At 69.2% G+C, this 14,612-nt stretch carries 14 protein-coding genes; 5 read left to right on the top strand and 9 right to left on the bottom strand.

The annotated features are described in order from the left end of the window. Positions 1 to 291, bottom strand: coding sequence for a 30S ribosomal protein S6 (rpsF, locus tag ON41_RS00490; protein ID WP_040744062.1), 291 nt, complete (start codon positions 289 to 291; stop codon positions 1 to 3). Positions 292 to 528: 237 nt separating this feature from the next. Between rpsF and ON41_RS00485 the strand changes: the two genes are divergently transcribed. Next, positions 529 to 1,851, top strand: a complete 1,323-nt coding sequence (locus ON41_RS00485; protein WP_373281306.1) for a glycosyltransferase family protein — start codon at positions 529 to 531, stop codon at positions 1,849 to 1,851. Here ON41_RS00485 and ON41_RS00480 read toward each other — a convergent pair. After that, positions 1,842 to 2,396 (bottom strand): CGNR zinc finger domain-containing protein, encoded by a 555-nt coding sequence (locus ON41_RS00480; RefSeq protein ID WP_246460960.1) that lies wholly within the window; start codon positions 2,394 to 2,396, stop codon positions 1,842 to 1,844. The two genes, ON41_RS00485 and ON41_RS00480, sit on opposite strands and share 10 nt — an antisense overlap. A gap of 91 nt (positions 2,397 to 2,487) precedes the next feature. Here ON41_RS00480 and ON41_RS00475 point away from each other — a divergent pair, with 91 nt between their 5' ends. Beyond that, positions 2,488 to 3,420, top strand: a complete 933-nt coding sequence (locus ON41_RS00475; RefSeq protein WP_083905064.1) for a DMT family transporter — start codon at positions 2,488 to 2,490, stop codon at positions 3,418 to 3,420. Positions 3,421 to 3,426: 6 nt separating this feature from the next. Here ON41_RS00475 and ON41_RS00470 read toward each other — a convergent pair whose 3' ends face one another. Next, positions 3,427 to 3,795, bottom strand: a complete 369-nt coding sequence (locus tag ON41_RS00470; RefSeq protein ID WP_040744057.1) for a MerR family transcriptional regulator — start codon at positions 3,793 to 3,795, stop codon at positions 3,427 to 3,429. A gap of 49 nt (positions 3,796 to 3,844) precedes the next feature. Here ON41_RS00470 and ON41_RS00465 point away from each other — a divergent pair, with 49 nt between their 5' ends. Further along, positions 3,845 to 4,927 carry an alkene reductase gene (locus ON41_RS00465; RefSeq protein WP_040744055.1) on the top strand — a complete coding sequence of 361 codons (1,083 nt, stop codon included), beginning with the start codon at positions 3,845 to 3,847 and terminating at the stop codon, positions 4,925 to 4,927. 354 nt (positions 4,928 to 5,281) lie between these two features. On the opposite strand, the gene ON41_RS00460 is transcribed toward ON41_RS00465, so the two are convergent. From ON41_RS00460 to ON41_RS00445, 4 genes are all read right to left on the bottom strand, one after another. Then, positions 5,282 to 6,034: an isocitrate lyase/PEP mutase family protein gene (locus tag ON41_RS00460; protein ID WP_040744054.1), complete on the bottom strand. Its 753-nt coding sequence runs from the start codon at positions 6,032 to 6,034 to the stop codon at positions 5,282 to 5,284. Positions 6,035 to 6,294: 260 nt separating this feature from the next. Then, a complete protein-coding gene (locus ON41_RS00455) occupies positions 6,295 to 8,016 on the bottom strand; it encodes a glycosyltransferase family 87 protein (protein WP_083905032.1) in 1,722 nt (573 codons plus the stop codon). An 11-nt stretch (positions 8,017 to 8,027) separates the two neighbouring features. Next, positions 8,028 to 10,346: a transglycosylase domain-containing protein gene (locus tag ON41_RS00450; protein WP_276325715.1), complete on the bottom strand. Its 2,319-nt coding sequence runs from the start codon at positions 10,344 to 10,346 to the stop codon at positions 8,028 to 8,030. A gap of 629 nt (positions 10,347 to 10,975) precedes the next feature. Then, positions 10,976 to 11,383 carry a DUF5318 domain-containing protein gene (locus ON41_RS00445; protein ID WP_169336454.1) on the bottom strand — a complete coding sequence of 136 codons (408 nt, stop codon included), beginning with the start codon at positions 11,381 to 11,383 and terminating at the stop codon, positions 10,976 to 10,978. A gap of 147 nt (positions 11,384 to 11,530) precedes the next feature. On the opposite strand from ON41_RS00445, the gene ON41_RS00440 reads away from it, so the two are divergent. Together ON41_RS00440 and ON41_RS00435 are read left to right on the top strand one after the other, a co-directional pair. After that, complete coding sequence (locus ON41_RS00440) at positions 11,531 to 12,088, top strand: PadR family transcriptional regulator (protein ID WP_040744445.1); 558 nt, start codon at positions 11,531 to 11,533, stop codon at positions 12,086 to 12,088. Then, complete coding sequence (locus tag ON41_RS00435) at positions 12,081 to 13,178, top strand: inositol-3-phosphate synthase (protein ID WP_040744051.1); 1,098 nt, start codon at positions 12,081 to 12,083, stop codon at positions 13,176 to 13,178. The genes ON41_RS00440 and ON41_RS00435 overlap by 8 nt, the downstream gene beginning before the upstream one ends. A 197-nt stretch (positions 13,179 to 13,375) precedes the next feature. Here the strand turns inward: ON41_RS00435 and ON41_RS00430 are convergent, their stop codons facing one another. After that, positions 13,376 to 13,801, bottom strand: a complete 426-nt coding sequence (locus tag ON41_RS00430; RefSeq protein ID WP_040744049.1) for a GyrI-like domain-containing protein — start codon at positions 13,799 to 13,801, stop codon at positions 13,376 to 13,378. An 11-nt stretch (positions 13,802 to 13,812) separates the two neighbouring features. After that, positions 13,813 to 14,280, bottom strand: coding sequence for a GyrI-like domain-containing protein (locus tag ON41_RS00425; protein WP_040744047.1), 468 nt, complete (start codon positions 14,278 to 14,280; stop codon positions 13,813 to 13,815). Between the last annotated feature and the right edge of the window lie 332 nt (positions 14,281 to 14,612).

Genomic DNA, 14,612 nt, shown 5'->3' with positions numbered 1-14,612 from the left:
CTACTTCTTGTCGTTGCGCAGCACCTTGGTGCGCAGCACCGACTCGTTCAGACCCAGCTGGCGGTCGAGTTCGCTCACCGTGTCGGGCTCGGCGGTCAGATCGACGACCGCGTAGATGCCTTCGGCGCGCTTGGAGATCTCGTAGGCGAGACGACGGCGGCCCCAGATGTCGACCTTGTCGACCTTGCCACCTTGCTGCGAGACCACGCTCAGCATCTTGTCCAGGTTCGGACCGACGGTGCGCTCGTCCAGGTTCGGATCGAGAATGACCATCACTTCGTATTGACGCACGGGAACCCATCACCTCCTGTGGACTGGAAACGGCCCACGGACGGTCCGTGGGCAGGAGGGTCGTTGCGTCAGCAACCCGCCAAGGCTACATGAGCTGGTGTTCCGCGACGAAATCGATCTCCGTCCGGAACGGAATGTGGGCGGGCACGGAGCGCGACACATATCGTGGTCCCCATGTCGAACCGTGCGGACGTCCTGCGCCCGGTGGGCCGGGCCGCCGCCGTCGCCGCGACGCTGATGTGCGGCCTGATGCTGGTGTTCGCCTATCTGAACAAGGCGCGCTGCGCCGGCGGGCCGTTCGACGCCGACGGTCGCAGCGAGCTGTTCGACCGCATCAAGGATTCCGATGTCTGCTATTCGGATATCCAATTCCTGTGGCTCGGCCGCGGTATCAACGAGCACATCTTCCCGTATATCAGCGGTGGCATCACGCCGGACGGCACCCTGACCGGCGGTGCTGTGGAATACCCGGTACTCAGTGGATTGCTGATGTGGCTCGGCGCGGCGGGCGCCGACGACGACGCGGCGTTCCTGTTGCACTCGGCGCTGTTGCTCGCGCCGTTCGCGCTGCTGACGGCGTGGTTGCTGGGCCGGATGTCGGGCGCCGCCGCGCTGCTGTGGGCCGCGGGGCCGCCGCTGCTGCTCTACGCCTTCCACAACTGGGAGCTGCCGGTCGTGTGCACATCGGTGGCCGCGGTGTATGTGGTTACCGCGCTGACCCGATATTCGTTGCGGGCCAGGGGAATCGCCGCCGCCGTACTGCTGGGGATCGGCTTCTGCCTGAAGTTGTATCCGGGCATCTTCGTGCTGCCACTGCTGATGTACGTCCTGACCCGCGGGGACGAACCGCGCGACGGTATCCGGGTGGGGCCGGTCCGCGGCTACGACGTGCGCGGGGCGCTCGCGGTGCTGGGCGCCGCGGTGGCGACGGTGGTGGCGGTCAACCTGCCGTTCGCTCTCGCGGGCTACGAGGGGTGGCGCGCCTCGATCACCTTCCAGCAGTTGCGTCAGGCCGACATCACCACGAATTCCATCTGGTACTGGGGATTGCGGCCGATGTTCGGCGACGCGCCGGGCGCCGAGGAGTCCTTCCAGGATGTGGTGTCGGCTGCCTCGCCGCTGCTCGTGCTGGTGGCGTTCGTGGTCGCGGTGGGTGTGGGCTGGTGGCGGTACGGCTCGGGGTCGCCCTATCCGTGGGTCGGTGTGAGTGGGGCGATGCTGTGTGGATTCCTGTTGTTCCACAAGGTGCATTCGCCGCAGTACACGCTGTGGCTGATCCCGTTCCTGGTGCTGCTGCGGGTGCCGTGGTCGGCGGTCGCCGCGTATCTGGTGGCCGATGCGGCCATCGGGGTCGGCGTCTTCCGCTATTTCTATGCCCTGGGGCAGGGGGAGTCGGCGGAGTTGCAGGAGCACATCGTGCAGTTCGGGGTGTGGGGGAGGGCGCTGCTGCTGGTGTTCTTCTTCTTCGCCTTCCTGCGTGCGAGTCCGCGGGGGAGTCGTCCCGTTCCCGCGCCGTTGCCCAGTTATCCACGGGGAGAGCTGGTTTCGGTTTATCGCTGATCATGTGGTTGGCGGGCGCGGAAGGCGGCGCTCTTGGCGCGGTTGCCGCAGCGGGCCATTTCGCACCAGCGGCGGGTGCCCGCGCGGGAGGTGTCGATGTACAGGCGGGTGCAGGCGGGGCGGCCACACTCCTTGACCCGGGCGTGGTCGGGGCTGCCGAGTAGTTCGATGGCCGCGCGGGCGACAGCGGTGAGGGCCGTGTCGACGGTTCCGGTGCGGGCGACGCTGCCGTCCGAGCGGAGGGTGAGGCGGGGGAGTTCGCCCCGGGCCGTCTCGTTGATCAGCGTGCGGTCGGCCTCGGCGAGCGGGACGTCGCGCAGGGCGGCCGAGGCCAGGCGGTAGGCGGCCTCGCGCACCTCGATCGCGCGGCGCAGGGCGGCGTCGTCGCAGTCCGGGGCGCTGTCGGCCAGGTTCGCCTCGACCAGCCAGCGCCCGAGGTCGGCGGGGGTGAGCAGTCGTTCGCGGGGGTCCTCGCGCCGGGAATGGACCGTGCCGGCGAAGTCCAGCGCGAGATTGCCGCTGACGAAGGTGAACATATCTCCCATGGTAACCACCTTGACAGGTTACGTACACGGCTGTCACGGTAGTAACCGTTCTAGATGGTTATTCTTGGGAGGCGTTGTGCAGAATCGCCTGATGGATACGGTCGCGCCGACGGCCTTCGTACTCATGTGGAGCAGTGCGTTCATCGTCGGAATCGTCGGGGTGGGGGCCGCGCCGCCGTTCCTGGTCCTGTTCGCCCGGTTCGGGCTGGCCGGTGTGGCGCTCACGCTGTACGCGCTGGCGGTGGGCGCCCGGTGGCCGCGCGGGGCGCAGCTGGGACATGCGATCGTCGCCGGGCTGCTGATGCAACTGGTGCAGTTCAGCGCGTTCTATACCGCGATGGCCGATCACGTGTCGGCGGCGGTGATTTCGCTTGTGCAGGGCCTGAATCCGGTGGTGATCGCCTTGTTCGCGGGCCGCGTACTCGGCGAGAAGGTCTCGGTCCGGCAGTGGCTGGGCTTCGGAATCGGCGGTGTCGGAGTCGGTTTGGCCGTCGCCGACCAGTCGGCCTTCTCGCTGGCGGGGGTATTGCTGTGTGTCGTCGGGCTTTTGGGATTGAGCCTGGGGACGGTGTATCAGAAGCGCTTCACGCCGGCCATCGACTCCCGCAGTTCCACGGCCGTCCACGTGCTGGCCAGTGCGCCCATCGTGGGACTACTCGCGGTGGTGCACAAGGATTTTCATGTCAGCGATCCGGCTTCGCTGGCCATCGTGCTGGTGTGGATGGTTCTGATCAACTCGATGGGTGCGTTCCTGTTGCTCAACGCCATGCTGCGGCGCTGGGACACGACCCGGGTGGGCAAGCTGTTCTTCGCGACCCCGGCCGTCACCGCGCTCATGGCGTGGCTGATCATCGGACAATCGTTGCGCCCGTTGACAATCGCCGGGCTGGCGGTGGGTGTGCTCGGCATGATCCTGGCCTCCCGTCGCACCCGGGGTGACCACCGTGACGACGATCGGGCACTGGAACTCGCCGCGAGTTCCGGGGAAACCGAGCGTCCCGTGGTGGCTGTCGGTAACCGCTGAGCTGTCTCAGGTCCCCGGGTCGCCCTCGGCGGCGTGGATGACGCCGTCCAGGACCTCGCGGGCTCGGTGCAGGTCCTTGATGGCGGTGTCGATGCGGGCGCGTTCGGCGGTCAGCGTTTCGGTCAGCCACGGGGTGGCCGCGGCGCTGGGCGTGCCGTCGGTGTCGTGGATGCAGGGGAGCAGTTCGGATATGGTGCGGCTGTGCAGTCCGGCGGCGAACAGCTCCTGGATGCGGACCACGCGGTCCACCGCCGACTCCGGGTACTCGCGCTGGCCTCCGCCGGTCCGGGTGGCGGCCAGCAGGTTCTGGCTCTCGTAGTAGCGCAGCGACCGGACGCTCACCCCGGTCCGTCGCGCCAGGTCACCGATGCGCACGGTCTCGCTCCTTGCACCTCACATTGATGTCAGGTTTTACGGTACGCGCATGACGCTGCTGACCGAATACCGCACCGACCGCCTCGCCCTCCCGAACCGGGTCGTGATGTCGCCGATGACCCGCCTGCGCTCGCACGCCGACGGATCGCCCACCGCCGATGTCGCCGACTACTACGCGCAGCGCGCGGCGGCGGGGCTGATCGTCACCGAGGGGATCTGGCCGCATTCCAGCGGTCAGAGCGAGGCATGGGTGCCGGGCCTGCAGACCGCCGAGCACGTGGCGGCCTGGCGGCGGGTGACCGAGGCCGTGCACGCCGCGGGCGGGCGGATCTTCGCCCAGTTGATGCACGGCGGGCGCAAGGGACATCCGCTGGCCCGGATCGACGGGTCGCTGCCGGCCGGGCCCTCCGCGGTGTCCGACGGCGATGTGCTGCACCTCATCGACGGCGGGAAGGCGGAGTCGCTCGTCCCGCGCGCGATGACCCGCGCCGAGATCGCCACAGCGGTCGAGCATTTCGCGGCGGCCGCGGGCAATGCGCTCGCGGCGGGCTTCGACGGTGTCGAGATCCACGCCGCCAACAGCTATCTGGTGCATCAGTTCCTCGCCGACAACACCAATCTGCGCACCGACGAGTACGGCGGGTCGCTCGCGAATCGGATGCGATTCGCGCTCGAGGTCACCGATGCCGTTGCGGCGCAGGTCGGTTCGCATCGCACGGCCATCCGGCTGTCGCCCGGCAACCCGCAGTTCGGGATGCGGGAGGACGATCCCGCGCCGCTGTACCGCGCGCTGGTCACCGAGCTGGACGGCCGCGACCTGGCCTACCTGCACCTCACCGATAACGACGACTATCCGGCCCTCGCCGATCTGCGCCCGCGGTGGCGGGGCGCCCTGATCGCCAACGTCGGCGAGAACCGCGAGCCGACCACCGCCGCCGACGCGGACCGCGTCCTGCGCGCGGGCCACGCCGACCTGGTGTCCTTCGGCCGTGCCTTCATCTCGAATCCCGACCTGGTGCACCGAATCACCCATGCCCTGCCCCTGGCCCCGATCCGCGAGCACGTGCTCTACGGGCGCACCGCCGAGGGGTACACGGACTACCCGGCTTACGCGAGCGCGCCCGCAGCGTGATCACCCGCGGCCATACCTTTCCCCGGCACGCTACGGATGCTTTCCCCGGCACGCGCCGGATGCTTTCCCCGGCACGCTACGGATTGCTTTCCCCGGCACGCTTTTGGCCGGGGCCCGCCGCGGCGGCTGTCGTTTCCGGCCAAAAGCGTGCCGGAAACAGGAGAAGCGATGGGCCGAGCCGAAGAGGGGCGAGCGGTTGGCCGTGCCGAAGGGGGGCGAGCGGTTGGCCGTGCCGAAGAAGGGCGAGCGGTTGGCCGTGCCGAAGAAGGGCGAGCGGTTGGCAGGGCCGAAGAGGGGCGAGCGGTTGGCAGGGCCGAGGGTGGAAGGGGCGGGGCCAAGGGGGCGGGAGTGTGGTCAGCGCCAGCGGGTGAGGAGGCGCTCGACCTCCGTGCTGAGGGTGCGCTGGAGGAAGGGGCCGAAACTTACTCGGGCGACGCCTAGTTCGGCGAGGGTGGCGCGGTCGTCGTCGGCGGGGAGGCCGATCGCGTTGACGGGGAGGGGGAGTTCGGTGCAGAGGCGGCGCTGGGTGTCGGCGTCGTGGCGGCCGACCGGATAGAGCACGTCCGCACCGGCCGCGGCGGCCAGCCGCAGGCGGTCGATGGCGCGGTCGACGCGGCCCTCCTCCTCGCCGATGGCGCGCAGCAGCAGGTCCGTGCGGGCGTTGATGACCACGTGGACCTCGGTGGCGTCGGCGGCCTGGCGCAGGGCGGCGACCAGGTCGGCGTGTTCCTGGGGCTCGCGCAGGCGGCCGCCCTCGGCGTGCACGGTGTCCTCGAGGTTGAAGCCGACCGCGCCGGCCTCCAGCAGTCCCTCGATGAGCTGGGCCGGCGGCTGCTGGTAACCGGATTCCAGATCGACCGAGACGGGGATGTCCACGGCCGCCGTGATCTCAGCGACGCGGCCGAGGACGTCGGCGAAGGCCATGCCCTCCCCGTCGGGCTTGCCCATCGAATCCGCCAGCGGGTGGCTGCCGATCGTCAGGCCCGCGAAACCGGCCTCCTGCACCAGCTTCGCCGACCACGCGTCCCACACGGTCGGCAGGATCGCCGGATCGCCGGGGCGGTGTAGTGCGAGGAACGCAGTGGCCTTGTCACTGAAAGTCGTCATGCCAGCGATCTTTCCAGCCCGCCGCGGTAATGACAGGTCCACCCGGCCGTCCGAAAAGTGGACCACCGTCCCCGCACAACTGACGAGGGGAAGACACGTGGCTGCGACTGCGGGACGAACGCCTGGCAGCTGCTGCGGGACGAACGAGTGACAGCCGCTGCGGGAAAGGCACGCGGCTGCGATTGCGGGGCTGACATGTGACAGCCACTGCCGGAAATGAATGCGGCTGCCGCTGTCCAGCACCCGGCGACCCCGCCGCGCTAGTGCCGCAGGGTCAGGGCGGCGGCGGGTGCGGCACCCGAGGTGGGCGCGGGACGCAACCACGACGGCAGCCATGGCAGCAGCGGGTCGGCGGCGCGGTCCAGGATGCCGCCCACCGGATCGTCGACGCCGCCACCGCGCACCAGATCCTCGGCGGGCCGGTAGATCTGCCGGATGATCAACGCGCACAGCCCGATCACCACCAGATCGCGCACCACCACCGTGCCGGTGAACCACTGCTCGGGCACGCCCTTCTTGTCGGTGCCCAGGTAGTAGTACATGCGCGGGAACCACACCAGCGCGTCGATCGTCATCCACGCCAGCAGGATTCGCCGATGCGGCAGCGCCAGCACCGCCAGCGGCACCAGCCACAGCGAGTACTGCGGGCTCCACACCTTGTTGGTCAGCAGGAACGCCGCCACGACGAGGAACATCAGCTGCGCCACCCGCGGCCGCCGCGCGGCGGTCAGGCCGATGTAGGCGATGGCCGCGCAGGCGCATCCGAACAGCGCCAGCGAGACCGCGTTCAGCACGCTGGGGCTCTCGGTCGCCGCCAGTTGCCCGTCGAGCCCCGGCCAGCCGGTGAACGAGGTGATGACGTTGTACACCGAATCCGGGTCGGCGTGGCGTTCGGTGTTGAGGCGGAAGAACTCTCGCCAGCCCGCCGGGAACGGCAGCATGATCGGCAGATTCACCACCAGCCAGGAGGCGGCGGCCCCGCCGATCGCCAGCCCGGCGGATCGCAGCGGGCTCAGCTGCGCATCGGCCAGATACTCGCGCACCCCGTGCCGGATTCCGCCGCGGTCTCGCAACCGCTCGCGCAGGCTCAGCAGCCGGTGCCTGCCGTCGGCGCGCAGGCACAGCACGAGGATCGGGCCCAGCAGCAGGAGCGGATACAGCTTCGCCGCGCCGCCGAGACCGAGCAGCACACCCGCCAGCACCGGCCGCCGCCGCGCCCAGGCCAGCATGCCGGTCGCCGCGAAAGCCGTTGCCAGCGCGTCGAAATTGGTGAACGCGTGCACCAGCACCAGCGGCGACAGGGCGACCAGGGCGGCGTCCCACACCCGCCGCGCGGACAGCCGGGCCGAGGCCCACACCGTCACCAGCCAGGCCATCGCCAGCCCGACGACGGCGACGTTGAAATACACCACCACCGACAGCGCCCCGGGCAGCCGCAACGCCTGCCAGGCGTTGCCGACCTCCATCGCCGCGTACTGGTAGAGGCCAGACAGCACCGGATACTCCATGTACCGGGTGTGCGGCTTGCCGTCGGAACCGAAATCGGTCCACTTCTTCTTGTACGGGAACGCGCCCTCGTCGAGATGTTCGGCGCCGTAGAGCGGCACGGTGTCCGAGTAGCACATGGCGACGTACTGCCGCCCGTTGTTCCAGTCCAGCGTCAGGCCGCCGGCGCCGTCGGAGGTCTGCTGGATGCAACCGGCCTTACCCGCCCAGCCCAGGGCCAGGAAGATCACCGCGAACGCGAGCAGCACCCGCAGCGGCGTCCAGAAGCGGGTGCGGCCGATCAGGGCGTGGTCGCCGACCGGGCCGCCGATCACCGTGGACGCCTGCGCGGTCAGCGAATCCGTGCGACTCGGCTTGTCACGCCGGTCGGCCGACCGCAGGTCCGGCGCCGCGGGCCCCGGAGACGTGTAGCCGCGGGTCTCGTCGGCGTGCACATCCCCGGCGCTCGGCGGGGCCACCACTTGCTGCTCGGTCACGGCGTCCGAGGCTACCGTTGCCGCGGCGACGTACCGTTTCCTGTCCCCGGCGAATTACCTTCGGGGGCACCGGGTTCACCGGACGGGGCGACCGGCTGGCCGGGCAGCGGGCCCTGACCAGGCTCCTGACCCTCGCCCGTGCCCTGTTGCTGCTGCTGTTGCTGTCGTGGTTGTTGCTGCTGCTGTTGCCTCGGCGCGAGGCCGGGCAGCGGGATGGTGATGCCCGGCAGGATCTCCACCGGCGTCGGCGTCGTGAGCACCGGCGGGGCGTATTCCTGCGTGGTGGACGGCGGGGTGTAGGCCGCGGTCCACGACGGCACGCCCGCCTGCCCGGCGATGGGGGCCGGCTTCGGGAAGTTGTCGTTGGGGGTGCCCTTGAGGGCGCCGTCCATCGTGTCCTTCCAGATGTCCGACGGCAGGCCCGAACCGTAGACCATGGCGCCGCTGGAATTGCGGAGCTTCTCGCCCTGTTCGGTGCCGACCCAGACCGCGGTCGCCAGCGTCGGGGTGTAGCCGACCATCCAGGCGTCGCGGTTCTCACCGGTCTCGCCGAGCTGGGCGGTACCCGTCTTGGCCGCGGACGCGCGGCCGCCGGCCAGATCGTGATGCCGCGACCAGCCCGCGATGGGCTGCATGGCCGAGGTCACGTTGTCGGCGATCGCCGCGGGGACCCGCTGTTCGCCCGCGACGTCGCCGCGGTCGAGCAGGACCTGACCGTCGGCGGTCACGACCTTCGAGATGAAGTGCGGCTTGTGGTAGACGCCGGAGGCGGCCAGCGTCGCGTACGCCGAGGCCATATCCAGCGGCCGGGCCTGGTACTGGCCGAGCACGATGCCGTTGTTCGGCCCGCCGCCGTCCGCGTCGACCAGCGACTTGCCGACGCCCGGGATGGTGTCCGGGATGCCGAGCTTGTGGGCCATATCGGCGATCTTCTGCGGGCCGGAGTGGTTGGGCATGTCCAGCTCCATGCGGTAGAAGCTGGTGTTCAGCGACCGCTTCAGCGCCTCGGCGATGGTGCAGGTGCCGCACTGCTCGCCCTCGACGTTGGTGATCTTGATGCCGTTCACCTCGACGGGCGAGCTGTCGTACATCGTCGACAGCGGCTTGCCCAGTTCGAGATTCGCCGCCAGGCCGAACACCTTGAACGACGAGCCGGGCATCAGACCGGCATTGGCGAAGTCGTAGCCCTGGCCGTTCTCGCCGCCGTAATAGGCCCGCACCGCGCCCGTCTTCGGATCCACGGACACCGCCGCGGTACGCAGATTGTCCGGCTCGCCCTTCATGTTCTTCTGGACGGCGTCGACGGCGGCCTTCTGCGCCTTCGCGTCGATGGTGGTGGTGATCTGGAGGCCCTCGGTGTTGAGCTGGGTATCGCTGATCCCGGCCTCCGACAGCTCGCGCATCACCTGCCGCTTGATCAGACCCTCGGGGCCGGAACCGGCCGGGTCCTCGCCGGCCTTGCTCGACGGCTGCACCGCCGGGTACTTCATCCCCTGGCGCTGAGCCGCCGGCAGGCTGCCCGCGCCGACCATGCCGTCGAGGACGTAGTTCCAGCGCGCCTCGGCGCCCTTCGGGTTGTTCTCCGGGTCCAGGCCGTAGGGCTGCTGGATGGTCGCGGCCAGCATCGCGCCCTCTTCGACCGTGAGGTCCTGCACCTTCTTGTCGAAGTAGGCGTGCGCCGCCGCGTCGATGCCGAAGGTGCCGCGGCCGAACGGGATGGTGTTCAGGTAGGCGGCCAGGATGTCGTCCTTGCCCCACTGCCGCGCCATCTTGGCGGAGATCACCAGCTCGCGCATCTTACGAGTCAGCGAGCGCTGGTTACCGACCATCGAGTTCTTGACGTACTGCTGGGTGATCGTCGAGCCACCACCGGCGCTGTCCTTGCCGAGCACGTTGTCGCGCGCGGCGCGGGCGAAGCCGGAGATGGAGAAGCCGGGGTTGGTGTAGAAGTCCCGGTCCTCGGCCGCGATCACCGCGTTGCGCACGGCCGGCGGGATCTGGTCGATGGTCACGTCGGAGCGGTTTCCGTTGTCCGGCACGATCTTGCTGATCTCGGACGTGCCGTCGGAAGCCATGATCGTGGCCACCTGATTGGTTTTGAGATCACCCGGCTTGGGTACCGACACCGTGGTGTACGCGATCAGGAAGACCGCGCTCGGGACCACGATCGCCAGCGCCACCAGGACGTAGAGCACCCGGCGCACGATGCGCCACGGCGACTTCTTCTTCGCCTGCGGTCGCCGCCCACCCGGGCCGGAGCCACCGCCGCCCTTGCGTGGTGGTGGTCCGGACGGCGGGCCGCCGCCGGCGGCGCGGTGACCGCCGGTGATGGGGCCGGAGGCGGGCCGGCTGCCGTCGCGGGCCGACCGCGGCCGGGTGGCCGTGCCGCCGCGCTGACCGCGCTGGGCCACCGCCTCGCTGAGCGTGCCCGCCGAACCCTTCTTGGCGCCCGGATCGGGCCTGCCGAGCTTCTGCGTGCCCTGCGATCCCTCGGGCGGACCGGGACGCTGTGGCGGCGGAGGTCCGGGGCGGCGTGGCGGCTGCCCGCCGGGGCCGCGCGGCGGCTGCGGGCCGCGCGTATTGCCCTGGGGAGGCGGCGGCGCACCACGACGCGGCGGCTGCCCGCCACCTCGGGGTCCGGGACCCTGCCCGGGACGAACCGGGGGCAGGGGGCGGCCGGGCGGCGGGCCCGACGGCCGGGGCGGCGGATACCCGCCCGGCCCCGGTTGTGTGCCGCGCGGGGGGCGCCCGCCCTGGGGTCCATCGTCGTTGGGCGAAGTCACAGCCTGGATCTCCATAACTCGAAACGGTCCGGGTAGCTCGTTGCGATCGTCGCGCTTGTCGGTTGGGGATCGGAGCGGGAGCCTACGCGGTTACGTACGCACGCGCGCTCCGCGCCTCCCGGCGCGCGATCGCTGGCGGGCACACCTGTGCTCCGCATATCAGTCGGCGGTGCCCATCACTCGGCGGCGGACCGACGGGTACCGGTACGGCGGCGAGGCGTCGGCGCATGCCCGAGCACATAGGACTGCACCAGATGGTTCCAGCTGCAGGTACGGCACACCTCGACGACGTGCACCGTGAACTCCTCGCGGGACTCGGCCAGCCGGACCAGTTCCTCGGGCGTGCGAGCCGAGCCCGCGACCGAGCCCAGCCCCTCGCCGTAGACCCACGATACGAGAGTCAACTGCTCTTTCCTGCAGATGGGGCATGTGACCTCGCTCCCCCGCCCATGGAACTTCGCCGCCCGCAACAGATACGGGTTCGCATCGCACACCTCGGCGACGTTCACCCGGCCCGCATAGACGTCGGCCAGCAGCGACCTGCGCCGGAGCGCATAGTCGACCACCTGCCGCTGAATTCGCACGCCACCCAGAGTAGCGGGGAGGACCGACGCCGCGCCTCCCGCAAAGTACAAGGGATCCGGAGGGTGTTGTCAGATGTATCGGTCCGATATAGTTGGCAATCGCATCCAGCAGTTAGGTCAGGAAAGAACAGTCAGGAGGTGGGGCCCGTGCTCGAACTGGCGATTCTCGGGCTGCTCCTGGAGTCGTCCATGCACGGCTACGAGTTGCGCAAGCGGCTGACCGGGCTGTTGGGGCCGTTCCGGGCCTTCTCCTACGGATCGCTCTACCCGACGCTGCGCCGCATGCAGGCCGACGGGCTGATCGCGGAGGAGAGCCCCGCCGGAGCGGTCACGCGCCGGGCGCGCCGGGTGTATCAGCTGACCGAGGTCGGCAGGGAGCGGTTCAGCGAACTGCTCGCCGACACCGGCCCGCAGAACTACACCGACGACGGCTTCGGCGTCCACCTCGCCTTCTTCAGCCGCACCCCCGCCGAGGCGCGGATGCGAATTCTCGAGGGCAGGCGGCGGCAGGTCGAAGAGCGCCGAGAAGGTTTGCGGGAGGCGATCAAACGGGCCAGCGGCACCCTGGATCGCTACACCCGCCAGCTCCACCAGCTCGGTCTGGAATCGAGCGAGCGCGAAGTGCGCTGGCTCAACGAGTTGATTGCAGCGGAGCAGTCAATGAAGTCGGCACCACAGAAAGAGGGAAATATCGGCCATGAGTGATGTCAACACGGCTGAGAGCGCCAGCGAGATTCGCGTGGCCATCGTGGGTGTGGGCAACTGCGCCTCTTCGCTGGTCCAGGGCGTGCAGTACTACGCGGACGCGGACGAGAACGCGACCGTCCCCGGGCTCATGCACGTCAAGTTCGGCCCCTACCACGTCCGCGATGTGACGTTCGTCGCCGCGTTCGACGTCGACGCCAAGAAGGTCGGATTCGACCTGTCGGACGCGATCTTCGCCAGCGAGAACAACACCATCAAGATCTCGGATGTGCCGCCCAGCGGTGTCACCGTGCAGCGCGGCCCGACGCTGGACGGCATCGGCAAGTACTACGCGGAGACCATCGAGCTGTCCGACAGCGAAGCGGTCGACGTGGTGCAGGCCCTGAAGGATGCCGAGGTCGACGTGCTGGTGTCCTACCTGCCGGTGGGTTCGGAGGATGCCGACAAGTTCTACGCGCAGTGTGCCATCGACGCCGGTGTCGCATTTGTGAACGCGCTGCCGGTATTCATCGCCTCGGATCCGGCGTGGGCGAAGAAGTTCGCCGATGCCGGCGTCCCGATCGTCGGCGACGACATCAAGAGCCAGGTCGGCGCGACCATCACCCACCGCGTGATGGCCAAGCTGTTCGAGGACCGCGGCGTGCAGCTCGACCGCACCATGCAGCTGAACGTCGGCGGCAACATGGACTTCAAGAACATGCTCGAGCGCGAGCGTCTGGAGTCCAAGAAGATCTCGAAGACCCAGGCCGTCACCAGCAACCTGAAGAAGGAACTGGGCGCGGGCGACGTGCACATCGGCCCGTCCGACCACGTCGGCTGGCTCGACGACCGCAAGTGGGCCTACGTGCGGCTCGAGGGCCGCGCCTTCGGTGACGTGCCGCTGAACCTGGAGTACAAGCTCGAGGTATGGGATTCGCCGAACTCGGCGGGCATCATCATCGATGCCATCCGCGCGGCCAAGATCGCCAAGGACCGCGGCCTCGGCGGCCCGATCCTCCCGGCCTCGGCCTACCTGATGAAGTCCCCGCCCAAGCAGCTCGCGGACGACGTCGCCCGGACGCAGCTGGAGGAGTTCATCATCGGCGCTTGAGTGTCTGCCGCGCCTCCGGCACGGCGGGTTCATGGCCCTCGAAGGCTCGGTTTTCAGCGACCTCCGCTTGCTCCTTCGTCGCTTGCGCGGAGGCCACTGAAAACCGAGCCGGGCCATGAACGTCCTGGTCCCGGCATGCTCAACGCCCTGGCCCCGGCACGCTCAACGTCCTGGTCCCGGCACGCTTTTGGCCGGGATCAATCCAGCGAGACGTACACCTCTACCGACGTCGGCCCGACGTACCGCTCCACCTCCGCGCGATGGGAGCGCGTGATGGTTCCCGCGCCCTCGGCCTTCGCCACCTTCGCCCAGGCCGTGCGTAGCAGGTCGTAGGGCTTGTCGGAGACGACGAACTTGGCGTAGCGGCCGGACGGGATCCGGGTGATCACATCGCCGACATCCAACTGCCCCAACGATTCCAGCGCGTAGCCGAGGACGGCGACGGCATGGTCGTGCTGGCCGATATAGGCCGCCACCCGGGACACGTTCTTCTCCCGGGAGAGGTACCGGTCCCAGGTGAAGTTCACCAGATCCAGATCCCGCGCGGTCACCTCACGCCCGGCCAGCGGCACCGTCAGGCCGCCGACCAGACTCTCCTCCAGTGTGACAATTTCGAAGTCCACGGTTGTGCCCCCTAACTGTCGTCATCGCCGGTGGTGCCGTCTTCCAGCGCGACGAACACCTCGACCGTCTTCGAATCCGGATAGTGCTCGAAATCTCCGGTATAGGCGCGGACCAGCGCCCCGGCGGCCTCGAGATCCCACACCGCGCGCCAGATCGAGACGATGGTGTCGCCGAGATCGTCGCCGGTACGGATGAACCGGGCGAACCGGCCGCCCGGCACCCGGGCCAGCACGTCGCCGGGCAGCAGATCGTCCAGGCTCTCGCAGCGATAGCCGACGATATGGGTCAGATACGAGCCGATCTCCGGTGCGTGGTCCACGTACGCCGTCGCGGGCGGACCGGGCAGTTCGCGCGCGAGATTGCGCTTCCATGCCTCCTCCACCTTCAACCGGCGCGGTCCCTCGACCGCGAGCGCCGGGCTCCGAAGCACCGTCCCCGCCACCAGCGTCTCGTGGCGGTCAACGACATTGAAATCCACCGGTGTCGCCCCTATGTCTCGTGCTGTGTGCAGACCCGCGCGGCACGGGCCTGCGCCGGACTCCACATTGCTGCCAGCGGGGTCCGATCCCGCCCGGGACCACTCGCGGCGCGGTCCTCGGTGCCGGGTACGTCCCGTTGGTTACTCACTGTGCGCACATCCTCCCGCATCCTGCCACCGTCGTCGGACATCGGCCCATTCGGAATCTTTCCGGCGCAGGTGCGCCGCGTGCGCACCGGGTTCTCACCCGGCTCCACCCTATCGGCGGCGATCGAGTGATGGCTCCACTCCGAGGATTCGTTTTGTCACAACTCGGTCGGCCCACCGTTGTC

The organism is Nocardia transvalensis NBRC 15921, from assembly GCF_000308875.1.
Classification (GTDB): Bacteria; Actinomycetota; Actinomycetes; order Mycobacteriales; family Mycobacteriaceae; genus Nocardia; species Nocardia transvalensis.
The sequence above is the reverse complement of the archived record's forward strand: the minus strand, read 5'-3'. Positions and strand labels throughout refer to the sequence as shown.